This window comes from Collinsella sp. CLA-ER-H6 (assembly GCF_040092305.1).
GTDB lineage: Bacteria > Actinomycetota > Coriobacteriia > Coriobacteriales > Coriobacteriaceae > Collinsella.
Window position 1 is genome coordinate 17,581 of sequence record NZ_JBBNLS010000003.1, and the last position, 21,083, is coordinate 38,663.

The following is a 21,083-nucleotide window of genomic DNA, read 5'->3' on the forward strand; positions in this document are numbered from 1 at the left end:
AGAGAGTCATGAATGTTGCGCTGATTGGCTCCGGCTCCTGGGGAACCGCCGTCGCCGGCCTTGCCGCCGCGCGAGCCGAGCGCGTGACCATGTGGGCCCATGGCAAGCAGACGGCCGCTGGCATCAACGGCGAGCATCGTAACCCCCGCTACCTTGTGGGCTACGAGCTGCCCGGCAACGTCGTCGCCACCACGGACCTGGTGCAGGCGCTCGACGGTGCCGAGGCCATCATCTTTGCCGTTCCTTCGACGCACCTTCGCAGCGTGTGCCACCAGGCTGCGCCCTTTGTCGCCGCCGATACCCCGGTGCTCTGCCTCACCAAGGGAATTGAGCCAGAGTCCGGCCTGCTCATGAGCGAGGTCATCGCCAGCGAGATCGGCAACGAGGCGCGCGTGGCGGCGCTCTCGGGCCCCAACCATGCCGAGGAGATCTGCCGCGGCGGGCTTTCGGCCGCCGTCATCGCCAGCAAAGATCCGCAGGTAGGGGAGACCTTTAAGGACCTGCTCCTGTCCACGGCCTTCCGCATCTATCTGTCGCAGGACATGACCGGTGTCGAGGTCTGCGGCGCCATGAAAAATGTCATTGCCATCGTGTGCGGCATCTCCGCCGGCACCGGCGCGGGCGATAACACGCTCGCCCTCATCATGACGCGCGGCCTAGCCGAGATCAGCCGTCTGGTGCACGCCCGCGGCGGTCAAGCTATGACCTGCATGGGACTTGCCGGCATGGGCGACCTCATTGCCACCTGCACCTCGGAGCATTCGCGCAACCGCACCTTTGGCTACGAGTTTGCCCACGGCGTGTCGCTCGACGAGTATCAAACGCGCACGCATATGGTGGTCGAGGGCGCCGTCGCGGCCCGCAGCGTCAGCGAGCTTGCCCGTTCACTGGGCGTAGACATTCCGCTCACCTTTGCCGTGGAGCAAACGCTCTACAACGGTGTTACTTTGGATAGGGCGCTCGAGATTCTTACCGATCGCGTCCCCTCTCAAGAGTTCTACGGACTCACCGACTAGCGCAGAAAGGCTTCTACCATGGGTTCCATCAAAATTGCTCCGTCCGTCCTTTCGGCCGACATGGCCAACCTCAAGGGCGAGCTCGACAAGATCGCCGGTGCCGACTACGTGCACTTCGACGTTATGGACGGTCACTTTACCGGCAACCTCACCTTTGGCGTTGACATCCTTAAGGCCGTCAAGCGCTCCACCGACGTGCCGGTCGATGCGCACCTGATGGTGTCGAACCCCGACGAGACCGTCGATTGGTATGCCGACGCCGGTGCCGATATGATCACCGTGCACTACGAGGCATCTACGCACCTGCACCGCACGCTCACCCATCTGCAGCAGCGCGGCGTTAAGGCCGGCGTAGTGCTCAACCCCGCCACCCCCGTGTGCGTGCTCGAGAGCATCATCGACGTTGTCGATATGGTACTGCTCATGAGCGTGAACCCGGGCTTTGGCGGTCAGAGCTTTATCCCGGGCACCATCGCTAAGCTGCACGAACTTACGGCCATGTGTGAGCGCCACGGCGCGTCGCCCATGATCGAGGTCGACGGCGGCATCTCTTCCAAGAACATCGCCGAGGTCGTTAAGGCCGGCGCAAATGTCCTGGTGGCCGGCTCCGCCGTATTTAAGTCCGAAGATCCCGCTGCCGAGGTTGCGCTGCTGCAAAAGCTGGGCAACGAGGCCGCACAGGAGGCATAAACCCTTATGACCGCAGGTCAAAACCGCATACCCGTGAATCTTGACTATGCCGCCTCGACGCCCATGCGCGCCGAGGCGCTCCTTGCGCAGCGCGAGTACGACGACAGCGAGCTTGCCGGCGTCAACCCCAACTCGCTGCATTCGCTCGGCCGCAAGGCCGCTGCGCGCCTAGAAATGGCGCGTCGCGAGATTGCCCGCAGCTTTGGCGCACGCGTCCGCCCGTCCGAGATCGTCCTGACCAACGGCGGCACCGAAGCCAACCAACTGGCGCTCCTCGGTCTTGTCGAGGGCGCTCGCCAGCGCGACCGCAAACGCAACCGCGTGATCGTATCTGCCATCGAGCACGATTCTATTCTGGACAACCTGCCACTGCTGCGTGCCGCCGGCTTTACCGTCGACCTGGTGCAGCCCTGCCGTGCGGGCTACATCGAGCCTGCCGCGCTCATCGAGCTGCTCGGCGACGACGTCGCGCTCGTGAGCATTATGGTTGCTAACAACGAGACCGGCGTGGTGCAGCCCATCCGCGAGCTTGCCGCGGCCGCGCATACCGTGGGCGCCCTGTTCCACACCGATGCCATCCAGGGGTATCTGCACATTCCGCTCGATGTCACCGAGCTGGGAGTTGACGCCATGACCGTTGCCGCGCACAAGATCGGTGGCCCCGTGGCATCCGGCGCGCTCTACCTTAAGAGCCGCACGCCGCTGCGCCCGCGCATCTTTGGCGGCGGACAGGAGGCCGGTCGTCGTGCCGGCACGCAGGATCTGCGCACACAGCTGGCCTTTGCCGCTGCCGCCCGAACGTTGGCGCCCCGCGTGGCCCAGGAGCGTGCGACGCTGCAAACCCTTTCCGACAAGCTCTACACCACGCTTACGGCCCACCCGCGCATTCATGCCACGATGGGCGACTACGCGCAGGCCGACCGTCTGCCCGGCATGGTATCGATCTACATTGACGGCATGGACTCCGAGGAGCTCATCATTAAGCTCGACGCCGCCGGCTTTGAGGTATCGGCAGGCTCGGCGTGCTCGAGCGGCAGCATGGACCCGAGCCATGTTCTCAGCGCGATGGGCATCGGTCGCGAGCAGGCATTGGGCGCACTGCGCATTTCCTTCGATGACCGCGTGAATCCGGGAGATCTGGACGACTTCGCCCAGACGCTGCTCTCGATCGTAGGTGCCGCATGATCGTCGCCGAGCTCGAGCGCGCCCTGCTGGCACGCTATCCCAAGATGGACGCCGAGGGCTGGGATCATGTTGGGCTATCTGTGGGAGATCCCGCTGCTGAGATCACCGGTGTTGCCTGCGCGCTCGATGCGACCGAAGCTAATGTTCTCCGCGCCCAAGAAGCTGGTGCAAACGTGCTGCTGACGCATCATCCTGTCTATATCAAGGCGCCCGAGGCGTTTTGTCCAGCGGATGCCACTCGCCCCCAGTGCAGCGCGGCACTCTATGAGGCGGCCCGTTGCGGCGTGAGCATCATATCGCTCCACACCAACCTGGACTGCTCGCACGAAGCCCGTGTCTGCCTGAGCGAGCTGCTGGGTGCCGCACCCGTGAGCTCACTGGAGCACGTGGACGACCCCGAGGCAACCGGCCTGGGCGCGCTTGCAACGCTCAACGACCCGTGCACGCTGCGCGATCTTGCCGCCCGTGCTGCCACGGCCTTCGGAAGCGACCCGCGTGTATGGGGCGATGCCGAGCGCTCGTGCCGCACCGTCGCCATTCTGGGCGGCTCCCTCGGTGACTTTGGCGAACTTGCCATCGCCGCCGGTGCGGATGTTGTCGTGACGGGCGAGGCAGGCTATCACGTGGCGCAGGACCTTGCCTTGCGTGGGCTACCGGTGATCTTGCTCGGCCACGACCGCTCCGAGGAGCCGTTCGTTGATATATTGATGAACTCTGCAGTTGACGCCGGGGTCGACCCCCGTCATGCGATTAAAATACTGAACCCTTGCCAATGGTGGACTGTGACAAAAGGAGAGAACTTATGAGCGCCGGCGCTACGCTACTCAAGCTGCAACAGATCGATTTGGAGCTCGCCCGCAACAAGAGTGAACTTGCCAATATGCCGGAGCTCAAGGAGCTCGCTTCCAAGCGCAAGACCTATGTGAAGCTCAAGTCCGAGATGACCAAGCTCTACGCCCAGCGCAAGGATCTGGACATTGAGCTCGACGATCTCAATACCACCGAGATTCAGACCAACAACGCCATCGAGGCTGCCAAGAAGCGCCACGTCGACGGCTCCGACTACCGCGAGGTTCAGGACCTGGAAAACGAGCTCGCCACCCTGGCCAAGCGTCTGGACAAGATTGAACACACCCGCAAGGACGTCGTTGTCGCCCATAAGGAGGCGCTCGACCGCGAGGCCCGCGCGCAGGCAATCATCGCCAAGTTCGAGGAGGGCGTGAAGGCCGATACCAAGGCCGCCCGCGCCAAGGCTGCCGACCTGCAGGCTCAGATTGACGCCGCCGCTAAGGAGCGCACCGCGTTTGCTGCCACGCTGCCGGCCGACGTTCTCACCGACTACGAGCGTCTGCTCAAGCAGTTCCGTGGCCTGGCCGTCGAGACCATCCAGGGCAACATCCCCACGGTCTGCCACACCGCGCTGCAGGCATCGTCCATGAGCGACCTCAACCACGACGGTAGGTCAATTACGCACTGCCCGTACTGCCACCGCCTCCTGGTGCTCCCGAGCAAGGAAGCTTAAACGATGGCGGCACCCAACAATTCAATGCAACTTGAGGGAAATACGATCCTGCTGGGCATTACCGGCGGGATCGCCGCCTATAAGTCGTGCAATATCGTGCGCCTGCTGCAAAAGCGCGGCGCGCGCGTCAAGGTCGTTATGAGCGAGCATGCCACCGAGTTTATGGGGCCGCTTACCTTCCGCGCACTCACCAATGAGCCGGTCGCGGTGGGCCTATTCGACGATCCCTCCGACCCCATCCACCACATTTCGCTGGCGCAGGAGCCCGATCTGGTGGTCGTGGCGCCCGCGACGGCCAATATCATCGCCAAGATGGCCAACGGCGCCGCCGATGACCTCATCTCCACCACGCTGCTTGCGACGCCGCGACCCATCGTGATCGCACCCGCTATGAACAACGGCATGTGGAAGGCGCCGGCGACGCAGGCCAACATGGCCACGCTGCGCGAGCGCGGTGTCCATGTGGTGGGTCCGGGCAGCGGCTACCTTGCCTGCGGCGACGTGGACACGGGACGCATGAGCGAGCCCGAGGACATCGTAGAGGCTGTCTGTGAGGTGCTCAACCCCGCGCCACAGGACCTGGCGGGTAAGCGCATCGTAATTACCGCCGGTCCCACGCACGAGCCGATCGACCCCGTGCGATTCATTGGCAACCGCTCTTCGGGCAAGATGGGCATCGCCCTGGCGGGGGAGGCCGCACGCCGCGGCGCTGCGGTCACGCTCGTGTTGGGACCGACATCACTCGATGTGCCCTGCGGCGTGGAGTGCGTGCGCGTGCAGACCGCCGCAGAGATGCTCCAGGCGGCCCTGAGCGCCTTCCAGACGGCCGATGCGGCAATTTGTGCGGCCGCCGTCGCCGACTACACCCCCGCGGCCCCTGCGGACCATAAGCTCAAAAAGGCCAACGAGCGCCTGGATCGCATCGAACTGGTCGAGACGGTCGATATTTTGGCCGAGCTCTCGCGCCAGAAGGGCGAGCGATGCGTGATCGGATTTGCGGCCGAGACCGATAACGTCGTCGAGTACGCAGAGCGCAAATTGGCCCGCAAGGGGTGCGATGTAATAATCGCCAACGATGTCTCACGCACCGATTCGGGCTTTGGGACCGACACCAACAAGGCCTGGATTGTGAGCACAACGGGTACGCAAGAACTTCCCTTACTAACAAAACCCCAGCTCGCAGATACAATTTTGGACTTGCTTCAAAAATTGTAAAAAAGTTCTTGCACAAGTCTAAAGTTTCGGGTTAATATACTCCCTGTTGCGAGCGAGAGCAGAGCAACAAACAAAAGCTTCGGGACGTGGCGCAGCTTGGTAGCGCACTTGACTGGGGGTCAAGGGGTCGCTGGTTCGAATCCAGTCGTCCCGACCAGAAGTTTGCAGGTCAGGCACCTAGTGCCTGACCTTTTTTGTTTTTAATCACTATGATTATTTTGCTTAAAGCAACAACGTTCCCGCTCGATGTGATTACCGAATCAAAACGTGTACATCAGCCACCAAAATCGACATTTTTCGACATGTTTGGAGGCTGATGTACACGAATGCGAAATCCCCCGCCGCCTAAAAGCGCCCTCCACATGTCTGGACTCTCTATGCTTACGCTGGATAGACATCGCCGGAACGGGTATAGTATCGAAAGTTTTGTCGTTAACCAGCGGGGGAGTCCTGTGGGCATCAAAAAGAAGATCAAAAAGGAGCTTATCGGCACTTCCGATTACCCGTCGAATAAGATCTTTACGATCTCCAATTTCATCACCTTTACGCGCCTGATCCTCACCCTGGTATTTCTGTACCTGTTTGTGACGGATAACAACCGCGTCATCGCCATCGTTATCTACGCCGTTGCCGCCTCCACCGACTGGATGGACGGCCAGATCGCCCGCATGACTAAGACGGTCTCATGGCTCGGCAAGGTCATGGATCCCATTTGCGACCGTGCGCTGCTGTTCACCGGCGTCTTGGGACTGGTGGTCCGCGGAGAGCTACCCATCTGGGTCTGCGTGCTCATTATTGGCCGCGACATCTATCTGGGCATCGGAACGCTTATCGTGCGTCATTATCATCGTCGCCCCATCGATGTCGTCTTCCCCGGAAAGATTGCCACAGCGCTGCTCATGACCGGATTCTCGCTCATGCTGCTCGGTTTCCCCGTTATTGACGGCCTGCATCTTTTACCTTCATCCCTTACGGCCTTCCCGGGCCTCAACGGAAGCTCGGTGCCCCTCGGCATCTTCTTTGTGTACGGCGGCGTGATCTTCTCCATGCTCACGGCTGTCATCTACTCCATTAAGGGCGGAGCGGCCATTAAACAAGCTCTCACGCATCCCGAGGACGAGGACATCGACTTTCTGAACCCTGAAATCGAAGACTGATTCGTTGGGGTATGATTACGTACGGTTCATTATTTGCGGCACGTCCGCGATAAGTTAGGGGTTGTCATGGACAACATGGTTAACAATATGCCTCAGAATGATAAGACTGCTGACGCTACCTGCGTATTCCGCGTGCCTTCAAGCGACGTCACCGTTCCCGACCTCATGGCCAACGTGCGCATCACCGCCCCCGTTCTGTCCATCGTCAAGGGTCCGCAGACTGGTGCCGCCTTTGAGCTCGAGGACGACGTGACCACCATCGGCCGCGATCCTGCGAACGGCATCTTCCTCAATGACATGACCGTTTCGCGCAGCCACGCGCGCATTATCCGCGAGGGCCTCGGCGCTCGCATCGAGGACTTGGGCTCGCTCAATGGCACCTGGGTCGACGGTGCTATCGTCAATGCAGCCCCGCTGCACGACGGTTCTTCCGTCCAGATCGGTACGTTTACGCTCATCTACCACGAGAGCACGCCGGAGCGCATCGAAACCGGTGAGTAGGGCATGGCCGAACGCAACTATCTGAGTATCGGCCAAGTCGTCAACCTACTTCGAGGCGCATACCCCGATCTTTCGAACTCAAAAATTAGATTTCTAGAGGATGAGGGGCTCATTACCCCTCATCGTACGCCTAAGGGATACCGTCAGTACTCCAAGGAGGACGTTGATCGCCTGGAGGTCATTCTGCACTTGCAGAAGACCCGCTACATGCCGCTCAACGTGATTAAGCAGCGCTTGGAAAACGCCACGGACCTGTCAACGCTCGCCTACGAGGTGGGCTTGCTGTCCGATGTTCCGCTCAAGACGGAGCCCAAGGAGACTAAGCAAAAGTTGCATCCCATTGAGACCATTCCCGATATGCTGGGCGTCGAGATTTCGTTTATCCGCTCGCTCGCCGAGAACGACCTCATTCGCATCATCAAGAGTCCGCAGAATCGTGAGCTCGTCGATGGTCGCGATTTCCCGATCATCCGCTACTGCTCCGAGCTGTCACGCTTCCATATCGAGCCGCGCAACCTGCGTCAGTACGTGTCTTCCGCCAACCGCGAGTCCTCGATGTTTGAGCAGGTGCTCGTGAGCATGCTCGGAATGGATACCTCCGATGACGAGCGCGACGCCAAGCTCGAGCGTGCGTTTAAGAAGCTTCACGACCTGACGGAAGGTGTGCACACTGCGCTGCTCAAGAACCGCGTTTTTGAGTCGCTCAACGCCGTGGTCGAGGACGCCGACATCGATGCACTCGATGAGGAAATCACTCGCTCCGAGTCCACCAAGGCCAAAAACGAAGAGACAGCCGCGCCGGCTTCGCACGAGGATTCTCTCGTAAAGCCGCTCAAGGTCGTCGCCCCTTCGCAATCCGGCACCGCCACCACAGGCAAATAACCGCTGCCGAAATTTCGGCAACCCATTGAAAGGTCATGCAATGTACGACTTCGAATCTCAAATCGTCGACATCCCCGACTATCCCGAGCCCGGAGTCATCTTTAAAGACATCACGCCGCTCTTTGGCAATCCCGAGGCGCTCAAAGCCATGACCGATGCCCTCGCCGAGCACTTTGCCGGCATGGGAATCACCAAGGTCGTGGGTCCCGAGGCTCGCGGCTTTATGGTTGGCGTACCGGTGGCTGTAGCCCTTGGCGCCGGCTTTGTTCCCGCACGTAAACCGGGCAAGCTACCGCGCAAGACCGTGAGCCAGAGCTACGAGCTCGAGTACGGCACCGATTCAATTGAGATCCATGCCGACGCTATCAGCTCTAAAGATACCGTGTTGATTCTGGACGACTTGGTCGCGACGGGCGGAACCGTCGAGGCAACAGGTAAACTGGTTCGAGATATGGGCGCAAAGCTTGTCGGTTACGGTTGTATCCTAGAGCTTGCGTTTCTCAACCCGCGCGAGAAGCTCACGCCGTCTGATGACGATGTGGAGCTCTTTAGCCTGGTGACGGTGGACTAGCCGTTACCCTTAGTTACTGGAAAGGAAGCTACATGCGCACAGCAAACACGCACAAAAACATGGCACGCTGCGCTGCTACGGCAACCCTCGCTTGTGTTTTGGGCTTGGGCCTCGCGGCTCCTGCCTACGCCGATACCGCATCCGACCTTGCCGCTGCTCGTACGAAGCTCGAGCAGATCGGTACCCAAACCCAGCAGATTTACGATGAGCTCGCCACGCAGACGCAGGCGCTCGATCAGACTGCCGGCGAGATCACGCAAAAGCAGCAGGAGATCGCCGATGGTCAGGCCAAGCTCTCGACCTATGTCGCCGGCGAGTACAAAACCGGCGGTCTGAGCCTGCTTCAGGTTCTGACGGGTGTCGATGACCTGAGCGATATGCTCAACCGTCTGTTCTACTACGGCAAAGTTTCCGATAAGCAGGCTCAGACCATTCAAGAGGTCAAGGAACTTAAGCAGCAGCTCACCGATAAGCAGTCCGAGCAGGAAAAGAACGTCGCCGCCACGCAAAAGAAGGTCGACGAGCTTAACGCCCAGCAGGCTGAAGCCCAGAACGTCGTAAACTCTCTGGATTCACAGCTGCAGGCCGAACTAGCCGCCGAGGCCGAAGCCAACGCCGCGCTGCAGGCCGGCATCAACGCCAGCACCGCCGAGAAAGCCACGGTGAGCAACGAGACTGCCGGTACGACCGAGAACACCAACAACGGTGGCCAGACCAGCAATGACAACAACCAGGGCGGCAACACTCCGGCTCCTACGCCGGCACCTGCTCCGACGCCGCAGCCCTCCACGCCTGCTCCGGCTCCGACGCCTTCTGCTCCGAGCCAGTCCGTCGATGGCGGTTCTGTTGTCTCGCGTGCATACAGCAAGCTTGGTTGTGCTTATTCCTGGGGCGGAATTGGCCCGAACAGCTTCGACTGCTCTGGTTTTGTTAGCTATTGCCTAACTGGTCGCTATTGCCGCCTGGGCACCACGGGCACCTTTATGGGCTGGACGCGTGTGTCCGATCCGCAGCCCGGTGACGTTGTGGTCAACTCATACCACACCGGCATTTACATCGGTGGTGGTCAGATGATTCATGCTTCCGACTACAACACGGGTGTTATCATCAGCTCCGTTGCCGCCGGCATGAACAATAACTACATCTTCGTGCGCTACTAAGTATTCAGATAAAGCAAACGGATATGGACCTCGTGGCTTTGAGTCATGGGGTCCATTCTTTTGCCTTTCGTGCAGTCCGCTATCTAGTTTTGAATACTAGATAGCGGCCCAATCGGTCTGCAAGATGGCTATAATTGTTAGGGAACAATTAGAAAGGACCCTCTATGAGCTGGGCACTTATCTCCGATTCAAGCTGCAACCTCCGCGATTGGCAACCGACCGCGCCCCATACCACCTTTTCATTTGCGCCCCTCAAAATTCGAGTGGGGGAGCGTGAATTCGTCGATGACCTTTCGCTTGATGTTCATGAGCTCAACTGCGCTGTTCAGGCGGAGACGAACGCTTCTTCGAGCGCTTGTCCCAGCGTAGGGGAGTGGGCCGAGCTCTTCAAATTGGCAGACAAGACCATCTGCATGCCGATCTCTGAGGGCGTGTCGGGCAGCTACAACGCGGCAGCCACGGCTCGCGATATGGTTCTTGCCGAGGAGCCCGACCGACAGATTCATTTAGTCAATTCACGCGCAGCTGGCGGCAAAATGGACCTCATTTTCTTGCTGTTCGACCGCTATCTTGCAGACAATCCGAATGTCTCATTCGAGTATGCTTGCGCATACTTCGATAGCCTTGAACAGAACAGCAAAATCCTCTTCAGTTTGTGCAATTACGAAAACCTCGCCAAAGCCGGACGTATCCCTAAGGCAGCTGGCGTCATTGCCAACAAGCTCAATATTCGCATTTTGGGCACGGCGAGTGAAGCCGGTAAAATCGAACTCGTCGGGCACACGCGTGGCGAAAAGAAGATGCTCAACAAGATCATCGACACTATGGAAGCCGAGGGCTTTACGGGCGGTAAGGTCATCATCGATCACGTTGAGAACGAAGCTGGAGCCCAGGCGCTTACTGATCGCATAGTCGAACATTGGCCCGGCTCCAAGACCATCATCATGCCCTGCAACGGCCTGGATTCCTATTACGCCGAGATGCACGGCCTGATCATCGGCTACGGCATGGGCGTAGCTTCGGGCAAATAAAGTCCAACCAAGCAAAAAAACGGGCGGGACAAAGCGACAGATGGCTCTTTGTCCCGCCCGTTTTATACGTCGGCTAGCTATTAAACCCGTTGAACTTGAGATAGCTCATCAAGTAAGCCTTCGAAACGAAGGAGGAAACCGCACTGCGCACAAGCAGCGACTCACGCGTTACCTGATGCGCCGTATCGGGAACCGGCGTCTGCTCGACAGAAAACGCCGAACGAATCGATGCCTCGAGCTGATCAACCACATAGTCGAAGGCCGTCGGGGCATCGTAGCTCAAACGCTGAATGTTAAAGAGTGCCTGCACCGCAGCAATAGGTAGCACCTGCTTAAAGATGCAGATAGCGATCAGGCGGGCAATCTGCTCGCGGCCATATTGCTTTTTGACCGGAGCAGGCACTAGGCCGACCTTTACATAGTTATTGATCATCGATGGCGTAATGATAGGCTGCTCAACGCAAATGGACAGCGGCTCCATCCACAGCGCAACATACTCAATAACCTGGTCGCGGTAGAGTGTCACATTGGGCAACTGGTTATAGCGCGGCAGACTCAACGTATTGAGTTTGCGCACGATATCGGACTGAATAAATGCATCGGGCAGCACAGTGGGTTGAATATCCTCAGGCTTAATGCTGACCGATGTATCGGACATCGGGATAACGCGTTTGGCGTGGTTCATAAGGATCCTCCGTTCATAAGCTATATTGTATTCTAGATAATCTAGTTTTGCATACCACATAACCGGTAAGTAAAAGTGGCTGGACAACACATTGAAGCACCGTCCAGCCACTTTGTTTAAAGATAACAACCTTACATAAGATATATTATCGTACTTATCCACGAAGAAATGCGTATGCGCTGGTTGCCGCTATGGCTCCATCAGAAACGGCGGTCACAACCTGGCGTAAACGCTTGGAACGGATATCGCCAGCGGCAAATAGACCTGGCGTGCGGGTCGCCATAGATTCATCAGTTAGAATGCCGCCATCAGGCGCCAAATCGACGAGATGCTCAACAAGCTCGGTATGGGGTTGCGTGCCGGCAAAGACAAAAATGCCAAACGAGCCAGGCTCAAATGACTCGGAATGAATTTCCCCGGATGCATTGTCCTTAAAGGCGATCGTCGTTGGCATCGCTTCACCAGAAAGTTCAACAATACTAGTTTGGTACCTAATTGTAATATTGTCCTTTTCGAGTACTTTCTGAACAACGCCATCAGGTGCACGGAACTGATCGCGACGCAAGACGATGGTCACACTGCTGGCAATGTCTGACAGGAACAGTGCCTCTTCGCATGCCGAATTGCCACCACCGATTACAAAGACCTGTTTGCCGCGGAAGAACATGCCGTCACATGTTGCGCAATATGAAACGCCACGACCGCGATACGTATCCTCGCCAGCGAAACCTGCCGGACGCGGCGTGGCACCCATGCAAGCGATAACGCTCGAGGCCAGCGTATCACCCATATCGTGATGCACCGTAAACAGCGCTGCATCGGCATCGTAATCGATACCCGTAACCATGCTCCATGCGACCTGAGCTCCCAAGCCCTCTGCATGCTGCTGAAAACGCTCGCCGAGTTCGGCGCCACTCAAGAGCGGAATGCCCGGATAGTTCTCGACTTCATTGGTCGTGGCGATCTGTCCACCCGACATGCCCTGCTCAATCACAGTCGTCGTCAGGTTGGCACGCGCAGCGTAAATGGCGGCAGCATAGCCCGCGGGGCCTCCACCGATAATCGCAACATCAATCGGCTGATCGGTAGTCATGGAATATCCTCTCGTCGATACATTGACGTTCTTTGCGCTCATACCCAAATTTACGTGAACATGACACTCATGCACTACAATGTTAAATCGCGTAACAAAGCTGAAGGGGAGTTATTGATGGATCAAACGCAGACGAGCAATAGCGCTCCCCTGCCGATGCAAGCTACTCCCCAACCGGAGCAAATGACCGTTTCACCTGCACAAAAACCCCTAATAACCATTGTGCACGCATCAGTTGGATCGGGCCACAAAGCCGCCGCCAACGCGATTGCACAAGCATTTGACCTTATCCGCGGCACCAAGGGAATCCCTGAGGATATTGAAATTGAAGTGCTCGATATCCTTGATTTTGGACGTATTAAATTCGACGGCAATAAGACCGCGGCTTCTTTTACGGGAGCCACACGCCCCATTTACGACCTGACCTGGCGATATACGCTTACGGGGCATCTTCTCTGGGGTGGCGGCACGGCATGGTCGCGAATTATGTTCCCCGCCTTCAACGAATATATTCGTCGCCGCAGGCCTATAGCCGTGGTCGCAACGCACATCACAGCAGCCAATGTTGCCGTGGGCGCCCGCGTTATTACGGGTATCGATTATCCGGTCATCTGCGTACCAACAGACTATGAAGTCGAAGGCTTTTGGCCCCACAAGGACACCGACCTGTTCTGCGTGGCCAACGAGTTTATGGCCGAAACGCTGCGCCCGCGCAAAGTTCCCGAGTCAAAGATCCGCATAACGGGCATCCCCATCCGAGCCGGTTTCGATTCAAACTACGATCGCGAGGAAGAGCTGAAAAAGTTCAATTTGCCGGCAGACAAGACGGTCGTGCTGGTTATGGCCGGTGCCAGCTTGCCTCAGCCTTACGTCCGCTTTCGCGCCGCGATGGACCACACGCTTCCCTTCTTACGCAGCTTTGAGGACATGCACTTTGTCTTTTTACCGGGCAAGGATAAGGAATACGCCACCCGACTCAAAACGCTCTTCGACGCCATGAAGCTCGACAACGTCACGGTTCTGGACTACGTGGACGACATGGCGGCCCTCATGCACGGCTGCGACCTGGCAATCCTCAAATCGGGCGGACTCACGGTCACCGAGTGCCTATGCGCACATCTGCCGATGATCCTGCTGGGCAAATCATACGGTCAGGAAAAGGCCAACACCACGATGCTTACCGGCATGGGCGCCAGCATGCACGTCACCACCGCACGCGAGCTCATCGTGACGCTTCGTCACCTGCACGACCACCCTGAGTCGCTCAAAGCGCTACTCATCAACGGCGAAGTACTACGCCGCCCCCACGCAGCCGAGGACATCGCCATCGCAACCATGGAGCTAACCGGCAAACCCCAAAAGCGCAAACGAGCCTTCTGCCGCTTCTACTGGGGCGGAAAACCCGCTCATATCAGGTAGACGAAGGTCCGCCGCTCAGCGGAAGCCGCCCATATATCATTCCATGCTCAAACATTCTCGCTTCGCAGGGCGCACTAATCCCTCCCGTCCGGGGCTCACCCATATCATTCCATGCTCAAACATTCTCGCTTCGCTGCGCTCGCTGCGAAACTGCGCGTGGAACGATATGGGTGAGTCCCGGACGGGAGGCTTCATGCTTGAAAACAAATTGAAATCCAACTGGTAAGCCGGTGCGACAAAGGAGAAATCCCCTTGTCGCACCGGCTTACCAATTGATTAATGCTAACGGTTACCAGCGAAGATACACGGTAGTTGCAAGCATGCAAACGTAGCTCACCCGTGGGAGGTCCCTATATATCGTTCCACGCGCAGTTTCGCAGCGCAGCGAGAATGTTTGAGCATGGAATGATATATAGGGGCCTCCCACGGGTGAGCGGACATTACAATACGCCGCTAGAACCGAAACCGCCGACTCCTCGGTCGGTTTTGTCTAGTTCGTCTACCTCTATGAGGTTGACCGTGGGGACTTCTTGGATGACGAGTTGGGCTATGCGGTCGCCTTTGTTGATTTGGATGTTGTTGGAGGGATCCAGGTTGATGAGGATAACCTTGAGTTCTCCTCGGTAGTGGGCGTCGATGAGGCCCGGCGTATTGACTATAGACAGGCCCTGCTTGATGGCCAAGCCGCTGCGGGGCTGGACGAAGCCGGCGTAGCCATCGGGCAGGGCGATGGCCAGCCCGGTAGAGACCAGACGACGTTCGAAGGGCTTCAGGACGCAGTCCTCGTTGGAGCGCAGATCCAAGCCGGCATCGGTGGGATGGGCGTATTTGGGAAGCTCGACGGTGGGGTCGAGACGCTTTATGTTGACGGTAATGCAGGACATGGAATCACCTTAGCTTGTCGAGCTCTTGCAGAAACTCATCGACGTCTTTGAAATCGCGGTAGACCGAGGCAAAGCGGATGTACGCCACCTTATCGATCTTGGCCAAGCGCTTGAGCACCATGTCACCCAACTCATGCGACGTAACGGCCGTCAGCGTGCGAGAGCGCAGCTCGACCTCGATATCGTCGATAATCTCATTGAGCTTCTTAGTGTCGATATCGCGCTTGATGGTGGCGCGCATCAAGCCGACGAGCAGCTTATTGCGATCGAACCGCTGCTTGGTTCCGTCTGACTTAATAACCTCGATTGGATCTTCACATCGCTCGAACGTTGTAAAGCGGTAGTTACACGAGCAACATTCGCGACGGCGCTTAATGGTGTTATTTGACTCCTGCATACGGGAATCAACGACACGGGTATGTGCCTTGCCGCATTTGGGACAGCGCATGGTACCTCCTCTTAAACGATAACAAGGGTACCATGCGCAGCGCGATAATGATTACGAACGAGTAGGAACCTTAAGATGCGCACCGGCGGCGAGCGAACCATGCTCCAGATGATTGACGTTACGGATCATGTCGGAAGTCTCTTGCGTGAAAAGGCCTTCGATTGGATATTCCTCGGCAAGCGACCAAAGAGAATCACCAGGCTGAACGCGAATGGTCTCGTAGGTAACGTTGGAAACGGACTCGGCATACGCGGCGTGACGAGCGCTAAAGACCGACGTAGCGAGGACAAAAAAGAGCGTGAGCGCAACGGCGACGGCAACAATCGTCGAGACCTTCAGGGCAGCGGGAGTCGGCGCGGCAACAGCATACTGAGTGCGAGCAGACTTTACGGGCAAAGGCTGATAACCGGAACGTCCACCCTTGACAACAGTAAAAGCGGGCGCGGCAGGCGTCTCGAGCTTAAGGGCGAGGTTTCCCTGGACCATATTCGTTGCGTTCATCATGTTCTCCTCTCGCGTGTTTTGCTGAGAACAGTTTTATCAAGCCGCGCGGACAAAAATGTCTAGCGCGAGAACGAATGTTCGGTTAATATTATCTTCGAACAGTTGTTCCTGTCAAGCAAAATTCGAACATTTGTTTGACATGGGTAGAGAGGACGCCCTGATGGCTCGCAAAATTACCAAGCGTCAGCAGCAAATTTACGACTTCATCAAGGAATATCAGCAGGAGAAAGGTTATCCGCCCAGCGTGCGCGAGATGGCTTCTGCCGTGGGCCTTTCCTCCCCCAGCACCGTGCACGCCCATCTATCTGCCCTGGAGGCGCGCGGGCTACTCAAGCGCGATGCCACCAAACCGCGCGCCCTGGAACTCTTTAACGAGGACGGTTCCTCTGTCTCAATTTCTAAATCTGACGAGCCCACCGCACCTCGCGGAACGGTCTCGCTACCGCTCGTTGGTCGCGTCGCGGCTGGGATTCCCATTCTGGCCGAACAGAATATCGAAGACACTTTTACTATCCCGACCGAAATCGCCACCGATCAGGGTTCCTTTATCCTTGAGGTGCATGGGAGCTCAATGATCAATGTCGGCATCTTCAATGGCGATTACATCATCGTCCGTGAACAAAAGAGTGCCATGAACGGCGAAATTGTCGTGGCCATGATTGATGGTTCAGCGACCGTCAAGACGTTCTACAAGGAGCAGGGACGCGTACGCCTGCAGCCCGAGAATGACACCATGGAGCCTATCTATGCAACGAATCCCGTTATCTTGGGCAAAGTCGTCGGCTTGATGCGCCGGTTCTCGTAATGCAAAAACGCATCACTATCTTTGATACCGTCCGCGGGTTTACGATGATTTCAATGGCAGGTTTTCACGCTTGCTACGATCTCGCCTACCTGTACGGCTGGGATATGCCCTGGTTTACCCAGACTGTCTTTCAAGACATCTGGCGCGCCAGCATCAGCTGGGTATTTTTGTTTATCGCGGGTTGGATGTGCACCCTTTCGCGCAACAATATCAAACGTGCCGCCAAATACGCCTTAGCAGCACTCGTCGTCTGGTTGGCAACAACACTTGTCTCAGTAGACGATTCGGTTAATTTTGGCATCATCTACTGCATGGCCGCATGTACCGGCATCGTGGCGTTGACCGATCCCGTCCTTAAGAAGATATCGGCGAGATGGGGCATGTCCCTATGCCTTTTGTTGTTTGCCCTCACCTGGAGCATCCCCAAAACGATCTACCCTGTCCCCTACTTGGCGTGGCTGGGATTTCCGAGCCCTGGGTTTGTCTCAGGTGATTACTACCCCATCATCCCGTTTTTCTTTATGTATCTTGCAGGATACTTCGCCGCACACATAGCGAAGGGAATCGATAAGACCGTCCCTAGCTGGGCCTACGCCAATCCCATCCCGGCGCTCGCCAGCCTTGGACGTCACGCACTCCCCTTTTATCTACTGCATCAGCCCATTATTCTGGGCTTTTTGGAGCTCGTCTACTCGGTGCGATAACGCTTGAGCCGCGGCGCGATACGAGCCGGCAGCTTCGCAACAATACGAACGCCGCCCTCAAGATATTCCTCGTGCAAAAGGGTTCCCTGTTCATGCACCAGCGTGATGAGGGCGCCCTCGCGATACGGGATATCAGCGGAGAGCAACACATCGGTGGCAGCCGCCTCACGAGCAATACGGTCGACGAGATCGTCAAGCCCCTCGCCCGTCTGGGCCGAGAACAGCACGGCCTCGGGATAGCGACGACGGAAACTCAATCGATCAACGCTATCGAGAAGATCGATTTTATTGAATACGGTCAGCGTTAGGCGCTCTCCAGCGCCGATCTCATCAAGCACGCGGTCGACAGCCTCCAGCTGTCGCTCATAGTCCTCGTCAGACGCATCTACGACTTTGAGAATTAGATCGGCACCCAACACCTCGGACAGCGTCGATTTAAAGGCATCGACGAGACCATGCGGTAGCTTTTGAATAAAGCCGACGGTATCGGTAATCGTCATGCCGCGACCGCCGGGCAGGCGATACGAACGCGTCGTCGGGTCGAGCGTAGCAAACAGCTTGTCCTGCGAAAGTACCGTAGAGCCGGTCAGGCGATTGAGCAACGTCGATTTACCGGCATTGGTATAACCGGCTAACGCGACGCGAAACGCCGGTGACTCAATGCGGCTCTTGGACTGGACATCGCGACGCTGTTCAACCTGCTTAAGCTCACGACGAAGCGCGGCAATCTTATTGCGAATCAAGCGACGGTCAACCTCGAGCTGACTTTCGCCCTGACCAAAGCGCGAACCGATGCCGCCGCGCGTCTGCTCCTTGGCAAGATGGCTCCACATGCCGCGCAGACGAGGCAACAGATATTGAAGCTGCGCCAGCTGTACCTGCAGGCGTCCCTCACGCGTCTGAGCATGCAGGCCAAAGATATCCAGAATCAGTGCTGTACGATCGATAATCTTTACCGGCTCGCCCACGGCTTTCTCCAAATAGGATTGCTGCGAGGGCGATAAATCGTCGTCGAAGATAACAACATCGACATCCATACGATGCACGAGCCCGCAAAGCTCCTCAACCTTACCGGAGCCGATAAACGATTTTGGATACGGCTTGACCAGACGCTGTGACAAACGCGCTACGCACTGGGCGCCAGCCGTATGGGCCAGGCGCTCAAGCTCGTCAAGCGAACGATCGAGCGGCCACGCATTGTCGCGCCACTCAACACCAACTAATATGGCACGCTCGGGCTCGGGTGCCGTGGGAACAAGGGGGAAACGGGCCATTAGGCAGCCTCAATACGATGCAGGATGTCCTCAACGACCTCATCGATCGTAAACTCGTCCATATCGAACCACACGATGCGGTCATCGCGTTTAAACCACGAAAGCTGACGTTTGGCATAGCGACGCGAACGCATCTTGATGAGTTCGCGAGCCTTATCCATAGAAATCACGCCATTGAAAGCATCAATGATCTCTTTATAGCCAATTGCCTGCATCGAAGTCAGGGCATCTCCCAGCCCCTGGTCCATAAGACCGCGAACCTCATCAACAAGACCCTGTTCAAACATCAGATCGACACGCAGGTTAATGCGCTCGTAGAGCACCTCGCGATTACGCGTCAGACCAAACCATAGAGCATGATAATGCTCGCGCGGAACACTAAACTGACTTTTTTGCTGTGCATAGGAGATACCATCATCATGCATCTCGAGCGCACGAATCACACGGCGCACGTTATGGGGATGAATAACAGCAGCCGATTCTGGGTCGCGCTCGGCAAGCAGGGCATGCAGTTCTTCCTCGCCAATACGCTCGGCAAGCTCCTGATAGCCCGCACGGCGATCGTCCTCAAGTTCACCCGAGGGAAAGTCCATCTCATCGAGGGCGGCCTTGAGATACAGCCCCGTACCTCCGCAAAAAACCGGCAGGCAACCCGAACCAAGGAGACGTTCAACATGCGCGCGAGCGTCAGCCTGATAAAGCGCAGCAGAATATGCCACACCCGGCTCTACAATGTCGACAAGACGCAGCGGCGCCGTACACTCATCGGGCGCCATCTTTGCGGTACCGATGTCCATGCCGCGATAGATTTGCATCGCATCGCACGACAGCACTTCGGACGAAAGACGAGCTGCCAAACGGTCGGCAACATCACTCTTACCAACCGCCGTCGGACCGACGATCGCAACGGCGGAAAGACCTGCCCTGGGAGAAACCATTAGCGCGGCTCGCCCACAACGGAGCCGGACAAATACCAGGTCTTGGCAACGTCAACGTCAACATCAACGATCTTGCCAACAAGCTGATCGATGCTGTAACCCTCGGGGATAGGCGCATGCACGGTCTGATTCTTGGGACTCTTGCCCAGCAGGACCGCGTCGTTCTTTTTACTCGTTCCCTCAATGAGCGCCGGCACCACAGTATGAAGCTCACCCTGGTTATACTCGTGTGCCGTAGTCTCGATAACCTTAACCAGGCGGTTGAAACGCTCGAGAATAACCTCATGCGGCGTAGGATCGTCAATCTCTGCGGCCGGGGTACCGGCGCGCTTGGAATAGATGAAGGTATAGGCCTGGGCATAGCGGACCGTCTCGGCAAGTGAGAGCGTCTGCTCAAAGTCTTCTTCAGTCTCGCCCGGGAAGCCAACGATGATGTCGGTCGAGAGCGCGATATCGGGCATCCGGTTGCGAATGCGATCGACCAGGCCCAGATAGTCCTCGCGTGTATAACGGCGATTCATTTCCTTGAGAATGCGCGTCGAGCCCGACTGGACGGCCAAGTGCAGCTGCGGCATAACAGCAGGCGTCTCGGCCATGGCGTCGATGGTCTCGGGCAGCAGATCCTTGGGATGCGAAGACGTAAAGAAGATGCGCTCCACGCCCGTATCGCCAACGGCACGTAGCAGATCGGCAAAACGCGGCTTGCCAAACAGATCGCGACCATATGAGTTAACGTTTTGGCCCAGCAGCGTAATCTCACGCACGCCCTGGCGCACCAAACCAGTCACCTCGTCGACAATCTCCTCGAAGGGGCGGCTCTTTTCGCGACCGCGCACGTACGGCACGATGCAATAGGTGCAGAAATTATTGCAGCCCGTCATGATGGGCACCCAGGCGTGATACTGGGTCTCGCGATGCCACGGCATGCTCATGGCATCCGTATCCTCATGCTCATTGGTGCGGATATGACGCTTGCCGTCAAGGAACGCCTCGGCAATGAGCTCGGCCACATGTGCGATAGAATGCGTGCCAAAGATGACATTGACGTTATCGACGTTGGTGAGCAGGCCCTCGCCATCACGCTGCGCAATGCAGCCGCCCACGGCAACCACACGCTTGCCCGAAGGCGAAGGCGGCAGGCTTTTGCAGGAATTGCACTGACCGTACAGGCGAGTATCGGCGGCCTCACGCACACAGCATGTCATGAAGACAACGATATCGGCATGCTCGGGATCGAGCGCCATGAGGCAACCATACGAATCGAGCAGACCGCTCACGCGCTCGGAATCGTGCTGATTCATCTGGCAGCCAAAGGTGCGGATAAAGTAGGTTTTACCGGCAAGAATATCGCGTACGGAACGCTGGTCCATGTGCATAAGTCCTAACGATGGAAGGGAGG

General features: G+C 57.4%; 23 protein-coding genes and 1 tRNA gene. 16 read left to right on the forward strand and 8 right to left on the reverse strand.

The features are described from left to right. The first annotated feature begins 8 nt into the window (after positions 1–8). The 13 genes from AAAX77_RS01640 to AAAX77_RS01700 all read left to right on the forward strand — a co-directional run bounded on the left by AAAX77_RS01640 (position 9) and on the right by AAAX77_RS01700 (position 10,930). Complete coding sequence (locus AAAX77_RS01640) at positions 9–1,016, forward strand: NAD(P)H-dependent glycerol-3-phosphate dehydrogenase (RefSeq protein ID WP_349104467.1); 1,008 nt, start codon at positions 9–11, stop codon at positions 1,014–1,016. 18 nt (positions 1,017–1,034) lie between these two features. Then, complete coding sequence (gene rpe / locus AAAX77_RS01645) at positions 1,035–1,706, forward strand: ribulose-phosphate 3-epimerase (protein WP_349104469.1); 672 nt, start codon at positions 1,035–1,037, stop codon at positions 1,704–1,706. Positions 1,707–1,712: 6 nt separating this feature from the next. Then, positions 1,713–2,891 (forward strand): cysteine desulfurase family protein, encoded by a 1,179-nt coding sequence (locus tag AAAX77_RS01650; protein WP_349104471.1) that lies wholly within the window; start codon positions 1,713–1,715, stop codon positions 2,889–2,891. Further along, a complete protein-coding gene (locus AAAX77_RS01655) occupies positions 2,888–3,697 on the forward strand; it encodes a Nif3-like dinuclear metal center hexameric protein (protein WP_349104473.1) in 810 nt (269 codons plus the stop codon). Before AAAX77_RS01650 ends, AAAX77_RS01655 begins: the two co-directional genes overlap by 4 nt. After that, positions 3,694–4,413: a hypothetical protein gene (locus tag AAAX77_RS01660; protein WP_349104475.1), complete on the forward strand. Its 720-nt coding sequence runs from the start codon at positions 3,694–3,696 to the stop codon at positions 4,411–4,413. Before AAAX77_RS01655 ends, AAAX77_RS01660 begins: the two co-directional genes overlap by 4 nt. Positions 4,414–4,416: 3 nt before the next feature. Beyond that, positions 4,417–5,628 carry a bifunctional phosphopantothenoylcysteine decarboxylase/phosphopantothenate--cysteine ligase CoaBC gene (gene coaBC, locus AAAX77_RS01665; protein ID WP_349104476.1) on the forward strand — a complete coding sequence of 404 codons (1,212 nt, stop codon included), beginning with the start codon at positions 4,417–4,419 and terminating at the stop codon, positions 5,626–5,628. An 80-nt stretch (positions 5,629–5,708) separates the two neighbouring features. Further along, positions 5,709–5,785, forward strand: a tRNA-Pro gene (locus AAAX77_RS01670). Positions 5,786–6,080: 295 nt separating this feature from the next. Continuing rightward, a complete protein-coding gene (locus AAAX77_RS01675) occupies positions 6,081–6,785 on the forward strand; it encodes a CDP-alcohol phosphatidyltransferase family protein (protein ID WP_316365573.1) in 705 nt (234 codons plus the stop codon). Between the two features lie 66 nt (positions 6,786–6,851). Next, complete coding sequence (locus tag AAAX77_RS01680) at positions 6,852–7,286, forward strand: FHA domain-containing protein (protein ID WP_006236002.1); 435 nt, start codon at positions 6,852–6,854, stop codon at positions 7,284–7,286. Between the two features lie 3 nt (positions 7,287–7,289). After that, complete coding sequence (locus AAAX77_RS01685; protein ID WP_349104478.1) at positions 7,290–8,168, forward strand: MerR family transcriptional regulator; 879 nt, start codon at positions 7,290–7,292, stop codon at positions 8,166–8,168. Between the two features lie 40 nt (positions 8,169–8,208). Continuing rightward, entirely contained in the window at positions 8,209–8,739 is a 531-nt protein-coding gene (locus tag AAAX77_RS01690; protein ID WP_349104480.1) for an adenine phosphoribosyltransferase, read from the forward strand. Between the two features lie 32 nt (positions 8,740–8,771). Continuing rightward, positions 8,772–9,899: an NlpC/P60 family protein gene (locus AAAX77_RS01695; RefSeq protein WP_349104482.1), complete on the forward strand. Its 1,128-nt coding sequence runs from the start codon at positions 8,772–8,774 to the stop codon at positions 9,897–9,899. A gap of 164 nt (positions 9,900–10,063) precedes the next feature. Then, a complete protein-coding gene (locus tag AAAX77_RS01700) occupies positions 10,064–10,930 on the forward strand; it encodes a DegV family protein (RefSeq protein WP_349104484.1) in 867 nt (288 codons plus the stop codon). Between the two features lie 73 nt (positions 10,931–11,003). Here AAAX77_RS01700 and AAAX77_RS01705 read toward each other — a convergent pair whose 3' ends face one another. Both AAAX77_RS01705 and AAAX77_RS01710 read right to left on the reverse strand, forming a co-directional pair. After that, positions 11,004–11,615, reverse strand: a complete 612-nt coding sequence (locus tag AAAX77_RS01705; protein ID WP_349104486.1) for a DUF1836 domain-containing protein — start codon at positions 11,613–11,615, stop codon at positions 11,004–11,006. Positions 11,616–11,769: 154 nt separating this feature from the next. Continuing rightward, the gene (locus tag AAAX77_RS01710) at positions 11,770–12,708 is read right to left on the reverse strand and encodes an FAD-dependent oxidoreductase (RefSeq protein WP_349104488.1); all 939 of its coding nucleotides are present in this window, start codon (positions 12,706–12,708) and stop codon (positions 11,770–11,772) included. Between the two features lie 222 nt (positions 12,709–12,930). Between AAAX77_RS01710 and AAAX77_RS01715 the strand changes: the two genes are divergently transcribed. After that, the gene (locus AAAX77_RS01715; RefSeq protein ID WP_349104490.1) at positions 12,931–14,127 is read left to right on the forward strand and encodes a glycosyltransferase; all 1,197 of its coding nucleotides are present in this window, start codon (positions 12,931–12,933) and stop codon (positions 14,125–14,127) included. A 440-nt stretch (positions 14,128–14,567) separates the two neighbouring features. Here the strand turns inward: AAAX77_RS01715 and dut are convergent, their stop codons facing one another. Genes dut through AAAX77_RS01730 form a run of 3 tightly spaced genes read right to left on the reverse strand, consistent with a single transcriptional unit; the run spans position 14,568 to position 15,960 of the window. Then, positions 14,568–15,011, reverse strand: coding sequence for a dUTP diphosphatase (gene dut / locus AAAX77_RS01720; RefSeq protein ID WP_349104491.1), 444 nt, complete (start codon positions 15,009–15,011; stop codon positions 14,568–14,570). Positions 15,012–15,015: 4 nt separating this feature from the next. Beyond that, positions 15,016–15,459, reverse strand: a complete 444-nt coding sequence (gene nrdR, locus AAAX77_RS01725; protein WP_022093781.1) for a transcriptional regulator NrdR — start codon at positions 15,457–15,459, stop codon at positions 15,016–15,018. Positions 15,460–15,510: 51 nt separating this feature from the next. Continuing rightward, on the reverse strand, positions 15,511–15,960 hold the full coding sequence (locus AAAX77_RS01730; protein WP_349104492.1) for a LysM peptidoglycan-binding domain-containing protein: 450 nt from the start codon (positions 15,958–15,960) through the stop codon (positions 15,511–15,513). A gap of 163 nt (positions 15,961–16,123) precedes the next feature. Between AAAX77_RS01730 and lexA the strand changes: the two genes are divergently transcribed. Beyond that, on the forward strand, positions 16,124–16,768 hold the full coding sequence (lexA, locus tag AAAX77_RS01735; RefSeq protein ID WP_040359862.1) for a transcriptional repressor LexA: 645 nt from the start codon (positions 16,124–16,126) through the stop codon (positions 16,766–16,768). After that, a complete protein-coding gene (locus tag AAAX77_RS01740) occupies positions 16,768–17,472 on the forward strand; it encodes a heparan-alpha-glucosaminide N-acetyltransferase (protein ID WP_349104494.1) in 705 nt (234 codons plus the stop codon). Before lexA ends, AAAX77_RS01740 begins: the two co-directional genes overlap by 1 nt. Here the strand turns inward: AAAX77_RS01740 and hflX are convergent. From hflX to miaB, 3 genes are read right to left on the reverse strand one after another with little or no spacing between them, the layout of a single operon-like run. Continuing rightward, a complete protein-coding gene (gene hflX, locus AAAX77_RS01745; RefSeq protein ID WP_138374198.1) occupies positions 17,457–18,746 on the reverse strand; it encodes a GTPase HflX in 1,290 nt (429 codons plus the stop codon). The genes AAAX77_RS01740 and hflX overlap by 16 nt on opposite strands. Further along, complete coding sequence (miaA, locus tag AAAX77_RS01750; protein WP_349104496.1) at positions 18,746–19,684, reverse strand: tRNA (adenosine(37)-N6)-dimethylallyltransferase MiaA; 939 nt, start codon at positions 19,682–19,684, stop codon at positions 18,746–18,748. Before miaA ends, hflX begins: the two co-directional genes overlap by 1 nt. Further along, positions 19,684–21,054, reverse strand: coding sequence for a tRNA (N6-isopentenyl adenosine(37)-C2)-methylthiotransferase MiaB (gene miaB, locus AAAX77_RS01755; RefSeq protein WP_055285164.1), 1,371 nt, complete (start codon positions 21,052–21,054; stop codon positions 19,684–19,686). Before miaB ends, miaA begins: the two co-directional genes overlap by 1 nt. Between the last annotated feature and the right edge of the window lie 29 nt (positions 21,055–21,083).